General features: G+C 41.8%; 12 protein-coding genes and 1 riboswitch. All 12 genes read right to left on the reverse strand.

Annotated features, from left to right (window positions below; genetic code table 11):
- Positions 1 to 25: 25 nt before the first annotated feature.
- Positions 26 to 3,106 (reverse strand): TonB-dependent receptor, encoded by a 3,081-nt coding sequence (locus M2448_RS12010; RefSeq protein WP_280646252.1) that lies wholly within the window; start codon positions 3,104 to 3,106, stop codon positions 26 to 28.
- Between the two features lie 22 nt (positions 3,107 to 3,128).
- Entirely contained in the window at positions 3,129 to 5,951 is a 2,823-nt protein-coding gene (locus M2448_RS12015; RefSeq protein ID WP_280646251.1) for a hypothetical protein, read from the reverse strand.
- 12 nt (positions 5,952 to 5,963) lie between these two features.
- Positions 5,964 to 6,935 (reverse strand): glycosyl hydrolase, encoded by a 972-nt coding sequence (locus tag M2448_RS12020; protein ID WP_280646250.1) that lies wholly within the window; start codon positions 6,933 to 6,935, stop codon positions 5,964 to 5,966.
- An 81-nt stretch (positions 6,936 to 7,016) separates the two neighbouring features.
- Positions 7,017 to 9,287: a glycosyl hydrolase gene (locus tag M2448_RS12025; RefSeq protein WP_280646249.1), complete on the reverse strand. Its 2,271-nt coding sequence runs from the start codon at positions 9,285 to 9,287 to the stop codon at positions 7,017 to 7,019.
- 77 nt (positions 9,288 to 9,364) lie between these two features.
- Positions 9,365 to 12,100, reverse strand: coding sequence for a GLUG motif-containing protein (locus tag M2448_RS12030; RefSeq protein WP_280646248.1), 2,736 nt, complete (start codon positions 12,098 to 12,100; stop codon positions 9,365 to 9,367).
- Positions 12,101 to 12,532: 432 nt separating this feature from the next.
- Positions 12,533 to 13,708, reverse strand: coding sequence for a mannonate dehydratase (gene uxuA, locus M2448_RS12035; protein WP_280646247.1), 1,176 nt, complete (start codon positions 13,706 to 13,708; stop codon positions 12,533 to 12,535).
- Positions 13,709 to 13,752: 44 nt separating this feature from the next.
- Positions 13,753 to 14,568 (reverse strand): SDR family oxidoreductase, encoded by an 816-nt coding sequence (locus tag M2448_RS12040; RefSeq protein WP_280646246.1) that lies wholly within the window; start codon positions 14,566 to 14,568, stop codon positions 13,753 to 13,755.
- 13 nt (positions 14,569 to 14,581) lie between these two features.
- The gene (locus tag M2448_RS12045; protein ID WP_280646245.1) at positions 14,582 to 15,658 is read right to left on the reverse strand and encodes a LacI family DNA-binding transcriptional regulator; all 1,077 of its coding nucleotides are present in this window, start codon (positions 15,656 to 15,658) and stop codon (positions 14,582 to 14,584) included.
- Between the two features lie 847 nt (positions 15,659 to 16,505).
- The gene (locus M2448_RS12050; RefSeq protein WP_280646244.1) at positions 16,506 to 17,882 is read right to left on the reverse strand and encodes a DUF5074 domain-containing protein; all 1,377 of its coding nucleotides are present in this window, start codon (positions 17,880 to 17,882) and stop codon (positions 16,506 to 16,508) included.
- A 235-nt stretch (positions 17,883 to 18,117) separates the two neighbouring features.
- Positions 18,118 to 19,386: a cell surface protein gene (locus M2448_RS12055; RefSeq protein ID WP_280646243.1), complete on the reverse strand. Its 1,269-nt coding sequence runs from the start codon at positions 19,384 to 19,386 to the stop codon at positions 18,118 to 18,120.
- A 35-nt stretch (positions 19,387 to 19,421) separates the two neighbouring features.
- Positions 19,422 to 20,576 carry a DUF5074 domain-containing protein gene (locus M2448_RS12060; RefSeq protein ID WP_280646242.1) on the reverse strand — a complete coding sequence of 385 codons (1,155 nt, stop codon included), beginning with the start codon at positions 20,574 to 20,576 and terminating at the stop codon, positions 19,422 to 19,424.
- Positions 20,573 to 22,636, reverse strand: coding sequence for a TonB-dependent receptor plug domain-containing protein (locus M2448_RS12065; RefSeq protein WP_280646241.1), 2,064 nt, complete (start codon positions 22,634 to 22,636; stop codon positions 20,573 to 20,575). The genes M2448_RS12060 and M2448_RS12065 overlap by 4 nt, the downstream gene beginning before the upstream one ends.
- 129 nt (positions 22,637 to 22,765) lie before the next feature.
- Positions 22,766 to 23,076, reverse strand: a riboswitch (cobalamin riboswitch).
- Positions 23,077 to 23,104: the final 28 nt, after the last annotated feature.

A 23,104-nucleotide genomic window follows, 5' to 3' on the forward strand; every position in this document is an offset into this window, starting at 1 on the left:
ATTCTTGTATTATTTAGAGTTCGGGTTAGAATGATAGATTTAAACCAACTGTAAACGTCTTAGGCTGAGGATATACACCCCTGTCGAGTCCCTGAGACATTACTCCGCCTGTCACCTCTGGCTCGTAACCTGTGTATTTAGTGAACGTGAGCAGATTGAGTGCCGAAACATATACCCTGCACTGTCTGATATGGAATTTTTCCAATTGCTTGAATGTATATCCCAACTGTATATCTTTCAGGCGAAGGAACGATCCGTTTTCGAGGAAGAAATCGGACGCGGTAGTAAAGTTCCCGTTCTGATCGTCGGAAGTAATACGCGGGTACGAATTTGAAGTTCCTTCACCATGCCAGCGATCCATTACAGTTGTCTGATAATTACTTGTCTGCAAATCCCAGCGGCGTAGTCCGTTAAATATCTTATGACCGGCAAGTCCTGTCCAGAACATATTGAAATCGAAACCTTTATATCTGGTAGAGAAACTAAACCCGAAGTTGAACTTAGGATGCGGGCTTCCGCAATATTCGCGGTCGAGCACATCTATTACTCCATCGTCGTTTTTATCTTTAAAGATCAGGTCTCCCGGTTTTGCCTTAGGCTGGATAACTGTTCCGTCAGAACTCTTATAGTTATCTATCTGCGCCTGATTCTGGAATATTCCCAATGTCTTGTTCAGATAGAAATATCCGATCGGTTGTCCGGGTTCCATCATCAGCAGGTTTTGCATCTGTATTACACTACCGCCTGTGATATATCCGCTTTCGTTACCTACTTCCAGTACCTTATTCTGGTTGTAAGAAATATTTCCGGTAACATCTATCGACCAGTCTTTTTTCAAGTCTTTACGATATCCCAAGCTAAACTCTATACCCTGATTGCGTACACTACCGGCATTGCCCCAAGGAGCAAGGTTACCAATATACATAGGTGCAGGGATGATCACCAACAGGTCTTTTGTAGTCTTACGATATAAGTCTATAGTGGTTGTAAAATCGCGCAGGAAACGGGCATCGAAACCGATATTGAACTGCTCTGATGTTTCCCATTTCAGGTCAGGGTTTGCCGTACGTCCCGGTGCTGCACCGATAGCCTGCTCATCGTCTCCGAAGTAATAGTTTTTACCCCATGTGCTGATAGTAGATACATATTGCCAGTCATCCAAAGCATCGTTACCTGTTTGTCCCCAACTAACGCGGGCTTTCAGCATATCGAGCCATTTTACGTTTTCCATGAATTTTTCGTTCGTCACATTCCATCCTGCCGATATGGAAGGGAAATGTCCGTAACGGTTGTTAGGCCCGAAGCGGTACGAACCGTCGATACGATAGGTAGCTGTCATCATATAGCGGTTGTCGAAGTCGTAGCTTATACGTCCGAAGTATGAAAGGAAAGCTTTTTTGAAGGCTCCGCCACCTGCTCCGTCACTACCTTGCTTCTTAGCCAATGCGATATATGCATATGCAGGATCATCGTATAAAAGACCTTGTTTGCTTGCCGATACATCAGTACCATTCTCTTTACGGACAGAATTACCTACCATTGCCGAGAAATTATGCTTATCTATCTTATTCATATAAGACAAAGTATTATCATTATTAAAGCCAAAGATTTGATTCATGGACTTACTCACGCCCGTATCATTAGTAAAGTTGGAACTGTTGAGACGATAAAGTGGTGTATAACCTCTCGATTCGTTGTATGTAATAATCTGATTAAGATTTGATCTCAGTGTAAATCCTTTGTAAGCCAACTGAGCGAATCCGGTCAGATTGATACGTGTATAGCTGGATGAACCGTGCGTATAATAGATACGTGCAACCGGATTCACTACTTCGGTAGCTACATAAGGCGACACGCCAAAGTCCCTCATATCGTCGTACACCGGAGTGATAGGGTCTATATTGATAGCTGAAGATATCGGTCCTGAATTACCCTGATTGGATGCAATAGATTGTCTTTTTACATGGGATACGTCAGAGTTTGTACCTATTTTCAACAAACCATTGAAATAATTGCTTTCAAAATTCAGACGTGCAGTATAACGCTCATACTTCGATTTGCCGGGTGCAAATATACCTTCCTGCATAAAGTACGACATGGATGTATTATAGAGAGATTTTTGGTTACCACCCATCAAGGATAGTTGATGATTGGTTATAGGTGCATTTTTATTGGCTATTTCACGCTGCCAGTCAGTACCTTTACCCATAGCGGATATTTGCTCTTCGGTATATGGTAATGCCTTACCCGAATTGTATGCAGATTCGTTCATTATGCGCGCATAAGCAGTCGCATCGAGCAGGTCGAGATAACGGCGAGGATTTTGTATACCATACGAACCACTGTATTCAATGCGGTTTTCGCCCTCTTTCCCTTTTTTCGTTGTTATCAATACGACTCCATTCGCACCCTGTGCTCCGTAAATGGCGGCAGAAGCAGCATCTTTCAATACTTCCATCGATTCGATATCTGAAGGGTTAAGAGATTCTATACCTCCCACAGTAACATCGTTTATCTTATTGGTGGTCATAATAAATCCATCTACAACATAAAGCGGCTCAGTACTGTTATTCGTACCTGCACCACGTATGCGGATACTGACTGCTGCGCCGGGCTGTCCGCTATTGTTCATTACCGTTACTCCGGGTACGCGCCCCTGCATTGCCTGATCGGCACGCATCAGTCCGGTCTGAGCCAGATCTTTAGACGAGATGGATGTAATAGCTCCGGTTACAAGGCTTTTCTTTTGCACTCCGTAACCGATAACAACGACTTCATCGAGTTCGTTATTTTCTTTCAACTGTACATTGAGTTCTCCGGCAGCAGTTATTCTGATTTCCTGCGGCGAATAAGCCACATAACTGAAAACCAGCGTACTATTGAGCGGAACATTCATTGTATATGCACCGTCGATATCTGTTATCGTACCTACGGCTGCTCCTTTCTGTACCACAGACACACCTATAAGGGTTTCTCCTGTTTGTGAGTCTGTTACGACACCTTTTACGGTTACCATCGCTCCTGTATTTGTGGCTTGTTGCTGAGCAAAAAGGCTACAACATGAGCAGATCAGTAGTAATACCGACAAAACAAAAATTCTGTTCATAATATTAGTATCTAATTGATTATTAATTTCTTTCGTTTAAAATTGAGCTAAAATTGTCGTTTGCTTCCAAGTTTAATTTTTTTCGTAGTCTGTATTTTGCCATTTCTACGCTGCGGAACGAGATATTGAGCAAATTGGCTATTTCTTTGTTGCTTAGATTTAATTTGAGATAGGCTAACAATTTAAGATCGCCCTGCGATAGTTGGGGATATTTTACAGCCAGCCGTTCGAGCAGTCCGCCGAAAACCACATTGAAGTATTTTTCAAATATTTCCCAGTCTTCGTTATTGTCGAGCTCTCCCTCTATTTTCTTTATTACTTTTTTTATGGTTTGCTTAGCTTCTTTACTTTGTTCATATTTTTCTGCTTCCTGTATTTCCTGTTTCAGTTCATTCATCAAGTTGTTGCGTTTTACACCGTTCATGGTGATAAAGGCAAGCCGCTTGTCTTTTTCCTGCAATTCTATTTCCAGCTTATCTTTTTCCAGTTCGAGTATCAGTTGCGACTGAATCAGGTTTTCTTTTTCCAACTTGTCTACCTGCGCCTGTTTGATCCGCTCGATACGTCTTTTCTCTTTATCGGTTTTGCGTTTGTAAAAGAGAGAGATAAGCAGTATAATAAATCCTAAGATAAAAGCATATACAAAAATCATCGGGGTACTTATATACCAAGGCACATCTATCTTTACGGAAACCTGTGCCGGCTGACCATCCAGATCGTTCGCATTACGCAACTGAATAGTATATGAGCCCGATTCGAGGTGTGTGAGTGTCAAGTAATTATCGACAGTCTCTTTTACCCAGACCGAATCTATTTCAACTATGCGATATTCTATCACACGGTCGGCATTCAGATTTACAGGATATATGTTGATAATCTTCTTATTGTTAGGAAGTTCAAACTGTTTCTCATCAAAGCCGTAATACACAGGGCTGCCTACACCATAAGCTTCCATCATTCTTATTTCCAAACGATTGGATTGATTTTTGCTTAATTGTGAGAATGCTATTCCACTCTGATAGCCTACAGCGTATGTATTCATATCCAACTTGTTGACAGCAGGCGAAATACGTTTGTTGTAGATGTGAGAGAATATACCGGCACTTTTCTCCAGTTTGTCTCCTTTTCGTACTACATAACCTATATCGCTCGGGGTCTGATACCAGAATACATTATCGAACTGAGTTAGCGATAACAAATCGGAACCCGAAATACGGAACAATTCTGACAAGCCTTTATCCACTGCCAGCTCCTGATCCTGCACATTGTACATAAGAGGGGAAGAACCGTCGTAGTACACAATGTGGTCGTCAAGCATTGTCATCAGCATAAATTCCTTGTTCTCAGACGAGGCTACATGATATTGCCTTATATCTTCTACCGAAGTCATGTCTTTGGATAAAGTAAGGCGTACAAATCCATCGCGTGGAATCATCAACCACAGATAGCCGTACTTGTCGAACAGAATATGACGCGAAGCTCCTTCATAGTTTTTTATTTTACTGACGTAATTGAGCTTACCGTCGACCATCCGGTACAAGCTAAGGCCATAATAGTCGCTCCCGACAAAACAAGTCGGGTCAATGAATGACTGAGTCAGTGCCGTTGTTCCACCTTCCTTAATCCGTACAGGCGTGTCTCCGCTGAGTCTGAATAGTCCTAAGTCGTGATTATAAATCAGTTCGCCACCGATATTATACATAGCCCATACCGATCCCGAAGTGCCATCTATCTTATAAAAATCGCCTTTGGATGTAAGTTTGAATACTCCCTGATTGGAACCGATATAAATATCGTTTTGCAGAGGCACTACGCTTCTGACAATACCGATAGATGGCTTCGGTGTATAATAGCTTTCTTTTCCTTCCATATCCAACGTGGCTACTCCTGCATCGAGCCCCATCCATATGTTTTCGTAGTTATCTATTCCTACGCTCAACACTGTAGATGTAGGCAGTCCGTTGCCTTCTCCTGCATTCTTTATAATATTTCCGCTCTCGTCAAGAATATACAAACCACCACTGGTAGTACCTACAAGATACTGTCCTTTAGGGGTTTCTCTGGCTGTAAATATTTTAGCCTTACCCAATATGGCATTTGCCTGCACATTGAGTGGCGTCAGTTTAGTATAATCGTCGGAAAGTACAAATACGCCTTTGTGTTCGAGAAAAAGCAGTATCTTTTTATCAGATGCCCTTCTTACAGCATATATGATACGGTCGTCTACAGATGTTATTTTCTGAAACTTCTTATCTGCATCCATCCTGTAAAGAAGATCTTTGGACTGTACCCATACATCACCCGAAACAATGTGCATATAGCTGAAATTGTCAAGCCCTTTGATCGTGTCTACTTCCTGTGTGTTGATATTATAGCGAATGATCATCTGATGCGACTGTGCATAGACATTACCGCCATTGTTGACAGGAGAATCGACACGCCAGAATTCGACTGACAGATTCTTAGCCGTATTTATCCATAAAGGGGTGTATTGGAATTTTCCAAATTTATCCTGTGTCCATTTCCCGAACTGGTTAACCGAACCGCTGTATAGCGTATTTGTCTTGGAATCGAAATACAGGCTTCTCATAATGCTGCCTGTACCGGGATTGCAAACTTCCCAGCGTACTCCGTCGTAAACGCCCAAACCATTGTTCGATGCAAAAAAAACATACCTTCCATTTCCGGGCGCAATGCTCCATATCTGCGACTTCTCAAGACTTCCGCATTTGTCCTGAAATGTCTCCAGATATGTATTACCCTTATCTATGGGTAATTGCGCCATTCCGTTGATGAAAGGAATAGCTAGTAATAAAAACAATATGAAGCTTTTTTTACCAACCATTTTGTTTATTCTTTATTCTGATTCTGCTACTGCTATTTTAGTATTCGGATGTAAAGTGCTGTAATATTCTCCTACAACGGTAGGCAGACCATTGGCATCTATCAGTGCACAAGGCCACAATCCCGACATGGTAGGCGATGCATTGAACCACGCATAACGGTCTACACCTTCCATTGCTTCGATCTGTGGAAGAAGTGTCTGTGTGAAAGACAGCATTTGTGCGGGTGTATAGCGGTTCTTGGCAGGATCGCCCCCTGTATTATCATCTCTTACACCAAATTCGGTAATCCATATCTTTTTGCCCCAACGCTCATAAACGGCTTTTAACGGATCGGTAAATAATGTAGCTGTATTCGGCTGATAGATATGTACTGCGATATAATCTACACGTAGGTTCTGCTCTGCCACTCCGTCCATAAACTGCACCATCCAACTGGTTTCGGACAATGACGGATAAGATGTAGCAGGACTGATCAGCTTTATACCCGGATTGAGGTTATCGCATATAAATTTCCATTTCGTCAGCGCCTCGCTAACCGACATATTTGCTTCTCCTGTCAGGTCGGGTTCATTAAATCCGAGTACATAATGTATCTTTCCTTCTTCGTAGAGTGCATTCAGTTTGTCTATGTTTGCCTGAGTTGCCGTCGCTCCGTTCCAGAACATCGGTACGAATTCGCAATTCTGGGGCATATCTGCCATCTGGTCTTCGGGGATAAATGTCCCCCATGTATAAAACCAATGGGCTTTCATGTTGATGACATTTTTCCACCATACGCCTACTGTCGTATTGGTGCTCATACCCATTCCTTTTTTTACAGAGGTGTCTTCTGCCGGAACTTCGGGAGTCTCATCTTCTGCCGGAGCTTTTACCGGAGGGGTAATTTCCGAACTGTCGCAAGCTACCATAAAGAATACCATACATAATACCATCAGTTTGAGACCGATCTGATACGGTAATGTGTGTGTTCGATTATTTTTCATATTATTTCTGTTATTTCTTATTATTTCAGGTTTAGAAAGCTTCTTCCCCCTTTCCGAAGAAAGAAGCTTCTCTTTATTTTTTTAATATGCTATGCTACCCTTGTAGCCTACATTTACGAGAACCGGTTTATCTGTATCCCAACGCCACACGTTAGCCATATCGAAATCGCGGGCGCGGTAAAATCTTTCGTACAGGTCGGCGGCTTTCTTTACAGCTCCGTCCAATCCGCTCTTATTGTCTACAGGCACATACGAGCTTAGTGCTCCTCCTTCGAAATATTGCATTTCAGACACATAGTTGTCTGCATTCGCTCCTGTGCCATTGGCTGCCGTACCTGCTACCGCATGAACCGTAGTTCCGTTAAGTAGAACATTGCTCACGATACTCTTCGATACATAACCATTATTCTGGAAAGTGGACGATATACCAGCAATAGGTAAAGCTGTAGTAGTAACACCTGATAATGCCGCGTTGCGAACAACACAATTCTCTATAACGCCTTTTCCTGTTCCGCAAATACCGCCTCCGCTAGATGTATTGATGGTTCCTCCAACAGTGATCATTGGTGACGACATATCTGCGCCTTGTCCTTCTACCAGACAATTACGGATATTTGCTCCAACTCCTGCAATACCACCACACATAAATACATTATTGAGTCGTCCGGTGAACATACATTCGTCAATACTCATATTATCGTTATTGTTTGCGCCGAAGATACCTCCTACTCCATTCACTCCGCCTACTGTAGCGCTAATGCTCATGGTAGACAGACAGTTTCTGATAGCCACTGCCGATTCTCCGCGTCCTACTATGCCTGCAATGCGGGTTTTAAGAGCTCTTACTGAGATGCTTCCTTCTGTCGTACAATTTGCAATTACAGATGCTCCTGTTTTGGCACGTCCTGCTATTCCGCCAACCATTCCGCAAGTAGTTTCTATAGTCAGATTAGCATATACATTCGATATTTGTCCACCCGTAATTTCGGCTGCAATACCACCCAGCAGGTCTCCGGTATTGGTAGATTTCAATGTACCTTTTACAACGATGTTGTCGATAATACCCACACTATGGTCGCCCACGATAACACCGAATGCCGATGTGGCTGTGATGTCTACATCAGGGAATGAAATATTTTTAATATTTCCCGTATTGGTTGTGATCAATCCGCCTTTGGTCGCGATAGATCCATATTTAAGCCCTTTTATCTGACGATTGTTACCATCTATATTTCCTGAGAATGACGGAATCGGTGTCCATGCAGGAACCAATGTGCTTAGATTTACATCTGCGATCAGTTTATAGCTTTTGCTAACTTCCTCGCGAATACGATTAAACTGGCTTGCATTAGCTATCAGATAAGGATTGTTTACTGAACCGTCTCCACCTGCAAATTCAGAATTTTCTACCATTCCGAAATTACTGTAATATTGTCCGTTTATAGTAAGACTTCCATCTGCATTGATCAGTCCGCAAGGCCATAGTCCTGCCATTGTTGGCGAGGCGCTAAACCATGCATAACGCTCTACAGCTTCCATACTTTCGAGCTGAGGGATAAGGACTTCCATGAATGCCAATATCTGCTCACGTGTGTAACGGTTTTTAGTTGGATCACCTCCTGTATTTTCATCTCTCACCCCAAATTCGGTAAGCCATACTTTCTTACCCCAACGGGCGTATATATTGCTGATAGGATTGGTAAACAATGAAGCTGTATTCGGCTGATAGATGTGTACGCCTACATAGTCGACACGCAGACCGCGAGCTATTGCTGCATCCATGAACTGTACCATCCAACTGGTTTCTTTCAGCGATGGGTAAGATGTCACCGGACTTACCAGTTTTATACCGGGATTGAGGTTCTGACACAGATATGCCCATTTTTCAAGAGCTACTTCTACTGTCATATTTGCCTCCTCTTTCAGGTCGGGTTCATTGAATCCAAGCACATATTTTATTTTACCTTGCTCATATAGTGTATTCAGCTTAGCAATGTTAGCATCTGTAACAGCACTGCCACTCCACAGCATAGGTACAAATTCGCTGTCAGGCGCATTTGCCTGTTGCGCATCGGGAATAAATGTACCCCAAGTGTAATACCAGTTTGAATTAAGGTTGCTTACATTCTGATACCATACGCCATTTGTCGTACTGGTACTCATTCCAACACCTTTTTTAGAAGAGCTGTTAACGGCAACTTTCAGTGTTGCAACTCCATCTGTATTATCTTTTGCTGTCCGCAGGTCTGAATTTTCACATGAAGAAAGCGCGATGGCCAGAACCAATATGAATGCGATGTGATTCCATAAGGAAAAAGCATTCTCAGCATAATTTCTGATTATATTTCTCATGATAAATTTTTTGTATTAGAAAAGCCGGGACTTCTCCTTAATATTACCTCTATAAACAGAAGTCCCGACCGGTTAAATTATCTTTTTCTGACTAAACTTAGAGTTGTCGGTGAAATAGTTCCATTGTATCCTACATTTCTTAGTACAGGTTTACCTGCATCCCATTTCCAGATAGTCGTAAAGTCGAATCCTAAAGACTGATAGAATGCCTGTGTGAGTTCAGCTGATGTCTTAGGCGCTCCGTCAAGACCGGCTGCATCATTATCAGGAGTATATCCGCTGGCTACACCACCTTCGTAGTACAATACACCCGAAGAATAGTTATTAGCATTAGTTCCTCCGCCATTGGCAGCCGTTCCGGCTACACCATGTACTGTAGTACCATTGAGTAATACATTGCTGACTACGGAATTTTTAATGAATCCATCATTCTGGAAGGTCGACACGATGCCCGATATAGGTAATGAAGTAGTTGTGACTCCTGTAAATGCAGCATCGCGAACGATACAGTTTTCCATTGTTTTCTTACCTGTTCCGGCGATACCTCCCGTACTTGATGTGTTTATAGAACCTCCTACAGTAATCATAGCCGAAGCTATGGTTGCACCTTGTCCTTCTACCACACAGTTACGGATATTGGCTGCTACACCAGCTATACCACCACACATAAATACATTGGTTATTTTTCCGGTAAACATACATTCGTCGATGCGCATATCGTTATTGTTGTTTGCTCCGAAGATACCTCCAACACCGTTAGTGCCACTGGCTGTATTATTTATACTCATAGAAGACAAACAGTTTTTAATTACTACACCAGTTTGTCCACGACCTAATATACCTGCAATTTGTCTTCTGGATGCTGTTATAGTTAATGTACCTTCTGATGTGCAATTCGAAATTGTACTTGGAGCTGTTATTGCCCTTCCAACAATGCCTCCAGACATATTACACGATGTAACTATTTCCAGATTTGCATATACGTTCGTTATCTGTCCTCCGGTAATTTCACCAACAACACCTCCAAGTATATCTCCTGTGTGTGTTGAGGTCACAGCACCTTTTACTACCACGTTTTCGATAGTTCCTGTATTATGGTCTCCTACAATAACGCCAAACGCTGCTGTAGCTTTGATATCGATACCTGTAAATGCTATATTCTTGATATTACCTGTATTATTGGTTATAATACCTCCCTTAGTAGCGATAGAAGCATAAGTTAGATTTTTCACCTGATAGCCACCTCCATCAATCGTACCGGAGAATGTACCTATTGGTGCCCATTTATTTTCTTCCGGTAACGTTGCCAGATCGACATCGGCTGTCATCTTGAAGTTCTTATCTGCGTAATCACGTATTTTGCTAAACTGTGTAGCTTTAGATATCAGGAATGGATTTGCAGCTGTACCGTCTCCACCATCGAATTGTTCTTCAGCAAACAGTTTGATTGCTTTCTCTACTGACGCAACTTTACCCAACGTTACTTTCACGCTCATATCAGCACTTATAAATCCTGTCTGAGGTGTAAGAACTAACGAAGCTCCCGATATAGAGGCTGTTACGTTTTCCGGTTGCTGTACGATTGTAGCCACAGCTGTAGCCGGAGTATAATTCAGCGGTTTGGTAACAGTAGTTGTTATTTCAGATATAAGAGATGGGAAATTGGTAAATACCAATATATCGGCAGGAGTGGAAGACGTGATCGTTCCTGTATTCTTCGCTGCGATAGCCGACAGATAATTTTCGCCTGTAACGTTCATATCAGCAGCATTACAGTTGGTTATTGTTCCTGCATTTACAGCAACAAGACCTGCTACATATTCAGTACCTGTAACCGAACCTGAGATAGTAAGATTGCTGATCTTAGCAGCAGCAGTCGTGTAACCAAACAATGCTACATTTGTAGTCCCTGTAATATTAATACCCGAAATTGTTTTTCCATTACCGTCAAACGAACCTGCAAACGGAGCAGCTTCTGTACCCAGAGGTTGCCATGAAGCACCGTCAAGATTGATATTCTCAGTTAGTTTAAAGTTCTTATTTGACAGGTATTGTACTTTTTTCAGCAATTCTACACTGTTTATTTCATAAGGAGCTTCGGCAGTTCCGTCTCCATTTACAAACGGTGAAACAGTAATAGATACAGGTACTTCAGTACGGACACCAAAAGTTACAATAAGGTCGAGAACTCCACCGATAAAGCTGTCACCCGGCGTCAGCGTAAGTACGCCATTTCCGGTTTTCTTATCTATTGTTATTTTTACATTCAGTCCTTCAACCGGATTTTCAACTACAATACTGGACATAAACGGATCTACTGTGAACGGAATATCTACAGCTTCGGTCAGTCCATTTATACTATTGTATTTTTCATCCATTGTGAAAGTGATAGGCGCATTCGGGTCTGTATCTTCAGCCACCGTAAAAATCTGGCTGCAATAGTAAGATTTTCCGTTTATCTGCACATCTATCTTTAATGTAAAGTCACCCAATTCGATAGGCTTTCCTTCGATCGGGATTTTTACAGAACCATCGGCAACCAGTTCTACCGACTGTTCAGATATATATACACCATTTATTTCCTTTGCTCTCACTTTGGCAGAAGCTCCGCCACCCTGATAATGCAAATTGAAAGTATTGTGAGAAGACATCTGTGCGTTCTGCACAAAGCTTCCCTCAATAGAAGAGTTTTCGCAATCGATTTCAAATCTCACCGATTCGGTTTCATCGTCCTTTTCGCAACTGGCAAAGGCCAATAACAGAAAAAGACAACAAACTAGCGAGTGTAATTTGAGAAGTGTCATTTTTTTCATAGGTATTTGATTTAAATTTTAAAAGTTTTGTTTAGACTTAAAAATCTAAATGCAAATATTGTCAGAGATGCTGTTTTTTAAAAGAAATACACCCCTACAAATGCCCTACAAATATAAATATATAACCCTACAAAACAACAACAAGAGATGAAAATATAAACATAAACACCCCATATTAAACACTTTAACTAAAAGCAAAGGCACAACACTATGCTCTACAACACAAAAGAAGATGTTCTAAAAGCATTCATCTGCTTCATTGCTTGCTTCATCAGTCGTAGGTCACATACTTTAGTATGCTCCCGTCCTCCTGAGAACCAGCGGCTTCGCATCTAAACACTAGTAAAACACCTTTGATTTAAATAGCAAAAGAGACTACCCCTTTTACTTTCGGGATAGTCTCTTGAAAAAATTTATGCTTTAGAACAATCTTTACTTATTATATAATGTATAGGCTATTCCCATTTCGAGTCCACGCAATTCTGCCAATCCTCTGAGGCGGCCGATACATGAATATCCCGGATTAGTTTTCTTATGCAGGTCGTCTATCATCTGATGTCCATGATCGGGACGGAAAGGAATCGAGATATTACGTTTTTGTTGCACTTCCAGCAGTCCTTTCATTACGCCGTACATATCTACATCTCCTTCGAGGTGATTGGCTTCATAAAAGTTGCCTTCTGCATCGCGCTGCGTCGCACGCAGGTGAACGAAGTTTACACGATCGCCCAGACGTTTTATCATATTCGGCAGATCGTTGTCAGCTCTTACACCAAACGAACCTGTACAGAAACACAATCCGTTAGACATATTAGGTACGGCTTCCACCAACTTGTTAAAATCACTCTCGGTACTCAATATACGAGGCAAACCGAGTATAGCATAAGGCGGATCATCGGGGTGAATAGCAAGCTTCACTCCCACCTCATCGGCTACAGGAGCTATTTCGCGTACAAATTCTATCAGATTTTTGCGCAGTGTTTCGGCATCTACATCCTTATATCTGTCGAGCTGCGCCTGAAACTCCTGTAATGTAAAGCTTTCTTCTGCACCGGGCAGTCCTGCTATCATATTGCGTACAAGCAAGTCTTTATCAGCCTGCGACATGCTTTCGTAACGGGCTTTTGCTTTTGCTATTTCTTCTGCTGAATAATCTTTTTCGGCTCCGGGACGTTTCAGTATAAAAAGTTCGAATGCCATAAATGCTGCACGTTCGAAACGCAGTGCTTTTGATCCGTCCGGCATTGTGTATGCAAGATCGGTGCGCGTCCAGTCCAGTACAGGCATGAAGTTGTATGTAACGATCATCACTCCGCATTTAGCCAGATTGCGGATGCTTTCTTTATAATTTTCAATATACTGTTTGTAGTTGCCTTCCTGCGTTTTTATATGTTCGTGTACAGGAATACTTTCTACTACAGACCATGTAAGTCCTGCTTTTTTAACTTCATCTACACGTTTTTGTATTTCTTCTACTGTCCATACTTCACCGTTTTTGATGTGATGCAGAGCAGTTACTATACCTGTTGCTCCGGCTTGTCTTATATCGGCAAGAGATACGGGATCGTTTGGTCCGTACCAGCGCCATGTTTGTTCACTTAATATCATGATTTGAATTATAAGTTATGAATTATAAATTATGAATGAAAAAGTTAGATGGAGAATGCATCGAAACCTCCGTCGATAACGAGGATAGTCCCCGATACAAATTTAGAAGCGTCACTGATCAGATAGTGAAGAGAGCCAAGTAGTTCGTCAGCTTCACCGAAACGGCCGTATGGCGTGTGTGCCAGAATGGTTTTGGAACGGTCAGTATATGATCCGTCAGGATTCAGGAGCAGCGCTCTGTTCTGATCTGTGATAAAGAAACCGGGAGCCAATGCATTCACACGAAAATTTTCTCCAAATTTGAGGGCAAGCTCACCTGCCATGTATTTTGTAAAGTTAGCTACTGCTGCTTTTGCCGCACCATAACCTGCTACACGAGTCAACGGACGCAATGCCGACTCGGATGCGATATTGATAATATTACCTGCTCCACTGTCAACCATTGCTTTGGCAAATACGATGGTAGGTATTACTGTACCGAAAAGGTTTAGGTCAACTACTTTTTTGAAAGCATCTATTTCCAGATCGAAGATTGTCTTATCCGGCGGGATAGTTGCACCCGGCATATTTCCTCCGGCAGCATTTACCAGAATATCAATTCTACCGTAAGCTTTTACAATATCTTCACGGTTTTGCTCCAGTATTTCTTTTTTAAGTACATCGGTTACTAAAAACATGGCCTCTCCGCCGTCTGCTTTTATTTTGGCCACGAGTTCATTTCCTTTATCTTCTACCCTGTCGAGTATTACTACTTTGCATCCTTGTTTTGCGAGATACTGAGCCATATCGGAACCCAGAATACCGCATCCTCCGGTAATCAGCACTACTTTGCCTTTTACACAGAATAAATTGTCGTTCATAATCAGATAGTTTTTAGAGTTTATAATTGTTATAGAAATCTACATTTTCTTTTATCAGTATGTCGATAGGCATATAATTGACCTTTTCGGGTATCTGCTTGAACAGGAAATAATTTCCCATTGCTTTCACCGCATCGTAGCCTTGCAGTTCGGGACGCTGCGAAAGGATGAATGATACCTGGCTATTGCGTAAGGCTTCCATGTTCTGTTCTATGGCATCGTGCCCTATCAGCCTGATTTTTTCGCACAGTGATTTATCCATTTCCGCCAGCAATCCAATCAGCTCATATATACGTGAATTCAAAACAATACCACCGACCAGACCGGAGCTGTTTTTAATTATATTTTCCAGTTCTTTGAGGCTCTGGGTATGATTGTCGGGATCAACTTCTATGTGATGTATGCGTCCTTTATAATTATTTTTTTGCAGATAGTCCATAAAGCCCTGCTCGCGGGTCTTCATCTGTACCGATATTTCTTTGTACTTGAAGCGTATGTGTGCAAAGAAAACATCGGCATCGAACCCAACCTGCCCCAAAAGCAATTTAGCCGCAATAGTACCACTTGCAAACGAATCGCCTCCAAAATAAGACAGGTCATTCTGCCCCGAAATTCCGGAATCTATATAGATATATGGTATTTCCCTTTCGTCCAGTTCCTGCGATAGTTTGATAACATGCTCGCCAAACAGAGTGGCAATGAGAACACCATCGAATTTTTTTTGTTTAAACGCTTTCAATGCCTTGTTGAATGAACTGCGGTCGTATTGGTCGAATTGAAAAAATTCGGTACTGATATTGAACTTCCGCAACTCGACAGTAGCTCTTTCTATACCATCGCATACCAGCTCCCAATAGCTACCTTCCGAGTATGAGGGAGTAATGGCGGCAAAACGGTAACTACGTTTAGATGCCAGAAAGCGAGCCACCATATTGGGCTCGTAGTTGATCTCTTTCAGTACTTTCTCTACCTTAGCTTTCTTTTCGGGCGACACCTTACCTCTGCCATGCAGTACTCTGTCGACTGTGCCGGGTGATACTTCAGCCAGTTTGGCTATATCTATTATGCGTATATTTTTGTTATCTTTCATTCGGTTTAATCTAAAATAATAGTACTGTGTGCGCACACACCATATATTATTACAAATGTATCACTAATAATTATTTAAACAATATGTGTGCGCACACAGAAAAAGCATAAACATATATATATCATTGATAATAAAACAATTATAAAAATATTAAAAATTTAAAAATGTTATAGAACATATTAGATGTTCAATTATTTGCTGCGCGCAATCACAGATTGCTTGCCATACTTTGCCCAAAGCGGCAAAGTATGCAAAACGCTTTTGCGCCACGCTTCATAGGACGACCCGTTAAAGGGCTCAAAGGCTAAACAAAAAAACTCGCTCATGGTTTTTGCATAATACGAACCAACGGCTAAGCTCAAACACGTTTTTGTTTTACGCCTTTCTCTCCCTACGGGTACCCCGTCCATAAAGCTAACGGCGCGGGCTGACGCTCGATTGGGGGAGACGATAGCCCTGCTTTGTCAGCGCGTCCCGACTTTGTGCATTAGCTACGCAAGCGGGCACCTGTCCGGTGAAGGCGGCGTAGGAGGGGATGGGGCGATAGCCCGTTCGTCCCTTTCAGCCGACAAGCCGTTGACAGGTCGCTGAGGAGCGAAGCACTAGAGTTTTGTTTACTTTTGGGCGATGCAAAAGTAAAAACAAGCACGGGAGTGCGCGTTAGTAATAAACTGGTCTTATAAAGATTAAATGAAGATGGAGGTTATGCGTAGAAAAAAGGAACGTTTATTCAATACAATATCAAATACGTATCTGACATAAATATTTATGAAAAAAAATAACAAAGGGGCTGATCCATCGCGGATTCGCCCCCTTCTGAGTGTGTTAACCTATAATACAAACAAATCTAATCAAAGTCGTATATAAAGAATATTCCTGCCGGAAAATGAGTGTGATGCTTATAATTATTCACCAACACAGGTTCAGGCTTGCTAAAGTTGAAAACGCTGATGTTGTTAAGCAGGAAATTTGTTCCATATCCTTTTATCGTAGTCTGATATACCTCGCCACTGACAGGATGAACAGCCAGATTGTTGTAGGCCATACCTGCATCATTCATATGTTCTTTGGCATCGGTCAGATATTCAGATGTTCCTGTACTGAAAATATGACGATATATCTTTGTAGAAGCATTGCTATAATAGATAGTATCACCTTTGGCACTGATGCCCGGAGTAGCCCCAAAGCCTGCACCTACTTTCCCTTCCGTTACTTCATTGGTCTTGATTACGGAATAGTCTTTTGCGTTTATTTTCAAAATCTTATTCGGTGTTCCGGTTGTAGATACATAGAGATTACCGTCAGCTGTTTTAATTACACCCGAAACGGCGGCATCGAGTTCTATCTTGTGAGAAACTACAGTTTTTCCGGCTTCCAGTACAAGGATCGATCTACTCGCAGGAACAAATACTTTATTCTCGACTACTGCCATCCTGTTTTTCAGAGCGCCCTTAGTTCCGTCTACAAATTTTATCGTGCCGGTAGTGGTATTGAATAAATAAACACCGTTGCCATCCCTGATAAAGATATTATCAGTGCCTAATACTGCGATATGTGTCGGCCAGCTGAGAACAGATATTTTATCGTTGTATGCCACTTCTTTTTTCAATGTTTCGGCATTGGCAATAATCAACATACCATCGCTGTCATACTTACCAATATTGCTTTTTCCATTTTGCGAAATAATATACATTTTCCCATTCCCAATAAAAAGATCCTCTGCACCGTTACCAAGTTCTGTTCCATTAGCCTTCCAGTACACACTGTCAGTAATTTCGCCGTTAGGAGAGATAAATGTAAGAAAACTGTTCTCCTGAAAAGCACTACCTTCATTGAGTATAAATGTTCCGTTGCGATACTTTCCGTAAACAGTAAGATTGACTTTTGTAGACGATTCTCCGTTCGGATTTATACAGGTCAGCGTCACGATATAGTTGCCCGGCTCTTTTTTCACAAATTTGAAAAGGGAATCGGTAGCCAAAGATTCCGATGTAGATTTAAGGTCGTCATTTACAGACCATACGAATTTGCTTTTCGAATCACTTGTCACATTTGCCTTGAGGTAAATAGTATCTCCCTGTGCAACAGACGTTATACCGGAAAGATTGACGATAGCGGTCTCAGGCTTAGCCGTATCAGGTGTTGTAACAATATCATCATCGTCTGAACATGAAGCAAATCCAAGAAATAATGCAAATGCAGTGTAATAAAGTAATTTTTTCATTTTAGTTTTTATAATACTATTTATATTTAACAATCACATATAGCTTATTATCTAATCTTAATTGCCTCCTGCTTTAGCTGGAGGATAGGATAATAATCGGAGAAAAGGCTTCAGCCAAAGCAGCTTCGACTAAAGTCGTTTTCTACTCGCTTAATTATCCACGACTTAAAAGTCGTGGCAACTAATATGCTTAATAATAAAATTTCACATTTTCTCTGTAAATAAAGTGTTACTATCAATTTCTTGTAGGGATTGATTTTCCTAACAGATGCAGGTCTTCGGCTCCGGCTACTTCGGTAGATACTTCGCCAAGCCATCCGGCCTCCTGATTTACGCCTGTATATACTTTCACAAAGTCGATACCGGGCAAGTGTACCTTGTTTCCGTTTTTGTCTACTGCCCAGCTGATGTCGATAGCCGATTCATCATCACTGTTAGGTGCATTATCGGCATAGCCCCAGTCGTAAGCATAGAGTACCCAGTATGAACCCTGCCCGCTTTCGTCTATGGCATTATTAGGAAGCAATGTACCTTTAAAGGTGATCTTATCTTCCGTTATCCAGCTTGGATAATAGCTTTGGCGATGAAACATATTTTTGGCTTTATAACCCGAATTACCCTGATTGTCTTCCCACATTATATACTCATCTGTGGCCTCTTCGGTTTCATTTTGTGGTTTATAGTAGGTAATCTCATAGTTTTTTATCGTTGCAGGTTTATTATATTCACTACCCGCTATTTCGTACCATTCGTCATCATCCGGCTTTCCATTACCATTTTTATCATAAGCTACCATGATAATACCCGGCTCGCAGTTACCTCCTCTGCCCGGCGCTTCGGGATTCGGATTTGCAGCTGACCAGAATGCATTACCTTTTACACGAAAATCACGTTTACCCGGTACATTTACTATTGTATGGTCGAAGCCGAAAGTTACATATCCGCCAAAGCCGCCAAGATGTATCATCGATGAGTTTGGTCCTTTAATAGCGTCTTCGGCTTTTTTTCTAATTGTCTCTTTTGTGTCGCCATCTTCGCATGAAGGCAATTCGTTCACAAATTGTCCTACAGCAGGCAGATAATCAAAGACTGTAGCGATGTAAGCACTATATTCGGTCGCTTCTTTGCTTACTGTTATTTTAGTTTCTGCTTTTTTCTCTATTGAGCCGCTCTTGGCTGTTAGTGTAAACAGATAATCTCCTGTTTCGAGTGCCAGAAATTGCAGGTCTTTAGTCTGGCTTACAACTGAATCTTTTATGTTCAATGCGGTATTACTCATTGTCCATGTAAATGTCCCATTAGTAAAACCTTCGATTACAGGCTCTACTGTCTGTATTTTACATCTGTCTGTACCATACTGCGCCTCAACCCCTTTTATTTCGTTGATTGCAGCAGGTGGTGTAACAGGCGGTGTGATATCATCATCGCTACAAGCGGCAAAGCCGGTAAATAAGGCCGTAAACAATACGAGCCGTACATACTTTTTTAAATCATTCCTTTTCATTTCTCAGATAATATTTTAATAATTAATGCAAATTCTTATTTATAGACAAAGGCAAAGTGTGCCGGTATATTTCCTGCCAATACACGCCATTTCATTTTTCCTTCGGGAGAGAAGCAATAGACATAGCCTGTAACCACATAATTTTGTGCATCGGTAATGTATATCTCCTTCGTTTCGGGATGAACGGTCAGCCCGTATGGTATCACAATCCGTTTGTCGGTACCGTCCGTAATTATCCTATCAGAGATAATCTCCTTCGTGCGGGTGTCTAATATGCCGTATGTCACTGTGTTCTGTCCTGTATTGTAGCTGAAAGCCACACTGTAATAATAAAGGGAATCACCACTCATATACATTCCGCCGACAGGTATATCCAGTTTTTGTTTCACTTTGTTTGTTTTACTGTCGATAACATACAGATTGGGTGGCACATTGTAGTAATCGCCGCGTGAACTCACATAGATATCGCCGCGTTTGTCGATCTGCATGCGGTGAGGGTTGATACCTACCTCTATCTTTTCTATCTCGGTAAATGTATTCAGATCAACTACCGATACTGTACGGTCATAATTAGGTACGCGATAGCCTCCCGAATTGGCGACATACAATTTTCCGTCATTTATCACTATCTCTTCAGGCTGATAGCCGACCGTCACCTTGCGGGTGATTTCAAGGGTTGTAGTATCTATTTCGGCTACAAATCCGATCTCGGCATTCGGATTAACTTCTACTTTTCCTGCATAGGAACTGATATATGCCTTGCCATCGTGAAATGCCATATAACGGCAGTTAGGCACACTGATGCGTTTAATATGCTTGGCAGATTTTACATCCATTACTTCTATAAAGTTGGAGCAGTTGATAACAGAGTACAGCTTACTACCGTAAATCTTTATATCATTGCCCACATCACCCAACTCCTTCACAATCTCCGGATTGCGTGCCGAAAATATGTCGCGATGATACACGCCCGTAGCATAATCGAAATAGTCGATAGATGCGCGGTTCATCCCCATATTGCCCTCATTGAGCACATAGAAGCCTTGTATATTACCTTCGAGTATAGAATCGGCGGATGGTGGTGTCACCTGTTCTTTTTCTTCTTCGAAAATATAGATATCGTCCCTACATGAGGCGTATTGCAGCATCAGCACAGCAATGGCTGCGAATATCAATAGTTTTCTGTTCATATTTCCACGCTTATTATAAATTTAAAATTGCGGCCGGGCATCGGATAATTGAGAACAACTTCATACTGCTGATCGAAAATATTATTTATCTCAACAGCCCCTTTGAATTTGTAGCCTTTGTATCTGATCATTTTCTGTAACGACATATCGTGTGTGTACCAAGGTTCTATATGATTTTTAGGTATGTTATTTATAGCACCGTTGTAGCGTTCGCCGATGTATATAAAGCTGTAATTAAGCCCCCAGTCGTTATATTGCGCATTGAATATCGCTGAACCACTGTGCCAAGGGGTATAGGGTATCTGGTCACCGTACGAGCTTAAGGGTTCTCCATTGATGGCTTTCTGAAAATCCTGCATTTTCGAATAAGAATATGTCAGGTTCAGATTGGTTTTCACTTTCCCTATATGCGCTTGTACGCCGCCGACCACGTCTATACCTTTGCCTTTCATCTTTCCCATGTTCGTCATCATCCAACGAAACTGGCTTCCGGTAGGCGCAGCAATGATTTTGTCGGTCACATTCAGATAATAGGCATCGACCTGTAGTGACAATCCGTCGAGAATCGCATTTTTCCGAAAAGGTTTGTTATAGCTGAATCCGACATTATACTGATTGGTGTATTCGGGCTTCAGGTTGCTGTAGCCGACCTGTGTATAGTACAGATCGTTGAAAGTAGGCATACGGAATATACGCTTGGCAAAAGCCCTGAAATTGAGATCGTGCCGGCTGAAAGGCTTATAGCCTAAAAACACAGCGGGTGTAAACACATGCTTGTCGGGCGACTTGGTATTATAGCGTACTTTCTCCTGCACAAAAGAACCGACAATGCTTGCCTGTGCTTTCAGTTTCCCCAGATTGAGGGACGATGCCAGTGAAGCAAGTGTAGTATAGCGTTGTGGATAGGTAAATTTAGTACCCACGCCTTTCATCGTGCCATTCAGCTTGTTGTACTGAAAATCGACCGACAGGGAAACATCCCAAATGGGGAGGATATTATACATATTCACAACGGACAGATAGGCTTCCTGCTGATAATATTTATTATCTACCTGTGCTTTCTCCGTTACATTCTCGTTCAGAAATTCCACACTATCGCGTGCTATGTAGTGTGTGTAGTCGTAAGCAAATTTAGCACGTGCCTGAAACTTGTATTTATCGGTAAATTCTTTGTTGAAACTAGCCTGTGCAAAGAAGTTTTTGTCACGCAGACGCTCTCCGTTAGACCATTCCGTATCTGTAGCTACACTTTTTATATATCCCGGTAATCCTCTGTCGGAATCGTAATAGTAAAGCTTGGCTTCCCAATAGCCTCTGTCTACAAGCCCGTACAATCCTGTCTCGACACGCAATGCTTCTATGTCGCTATTCTGGCGGACAGCAGTGGTATCGTAAGCAGTTGAGCCATCGAGATTCTTGCGTTTGTAGCGAAATTTATATTCTCCATTGGATTTGATAAATTCAGAACTAAGGCTTAGATTTATCTTATTGGTAAGCTTCTGTTCCCATCGCACCGATGGATTAATCAGGTTTATAGATCCGGCTTTGTAACGAACCAGCAGGTTAGTCTTCTTGCCATCCGCAAATTGCGGCTTTCGGGTTTTCATATATACAGATGCGGCTGAAGCAAAGTCTTTTGCAGGTTGGAAAATTTCGCTCTTTTGTCCGTTATACAGCGATATCTCTTCCATATCGTCGAGTGAAAATTTGCCCAGATCGACAGTTCCGTTCTGCGCATTGCCCAGTTGTATGCCATCGTAGAATACACCCACATGCTGAGACCCCATATTGCGGACATTCACAGTCTTGAGTCCGCCCATACCACCGTAATCCTTTATCTGTACTCCGGCAAAGTAGCGTAGGGCATCGGCTACATTGTGACTATTAAGCTGTTCGAGTTGGACTCCCGACAGCTTCTGAGAAGGTATGACTTCCTGAAAAGGTTTGGCAACAATCACTATCTCGTTGAGATGTTGTAAACTATCCAACTTGTGTTGTGCCGACGCAGACAAAAACAGATTCAACAGCAGGGCTGCGAAACCAAATTTTTTAAAATACATTTTTAAGCCGATTGAACATTATCAATAGCTTACAGAAAAAATATTGAAGATTGAGTGAGTAAGAAACAGGAGTAAGTCCCGATTGATATTCTTATCAGTGTTCTTCAGCTCCATTTCCCCGAAAGCTTTAAACTATATATCAATCTTGGCAGGTCTTCTGACTTACTCTATCTCCGAACGTCCTTCCCAATATTCAGTGAACAGTGAGCAGTTAACAGTTAACAAAAGAATGATAACTATAACTGACGACTGATGACTGTCAATCAGTGGAATTTGGTTTTGTTCGAAGACTTTTTTCAATTGCTTGTTAACTGATGACTGTTAACTGCTCACTGAAAAGAGCTTACAGCAGCGGGTCTGTTCAGGATTTTCACCTGATTCCCTTTTCATCACTTTTCCGAAGAAGCGGAAATTGTGACACCAAAATCTGGGTACAAAGGTAGTGGTTTATTTACGAATTAAACAAGT

It is taken from the genome of Dysgonomonas sp. PF1-14 (genome assembly GCF_029892965.1).
Classification (GTDB): Bacteria; Bacteroidota; Bacteroidia; order Bacteroidales; family Dysgonomonadaceae; genus Dysgonomonas.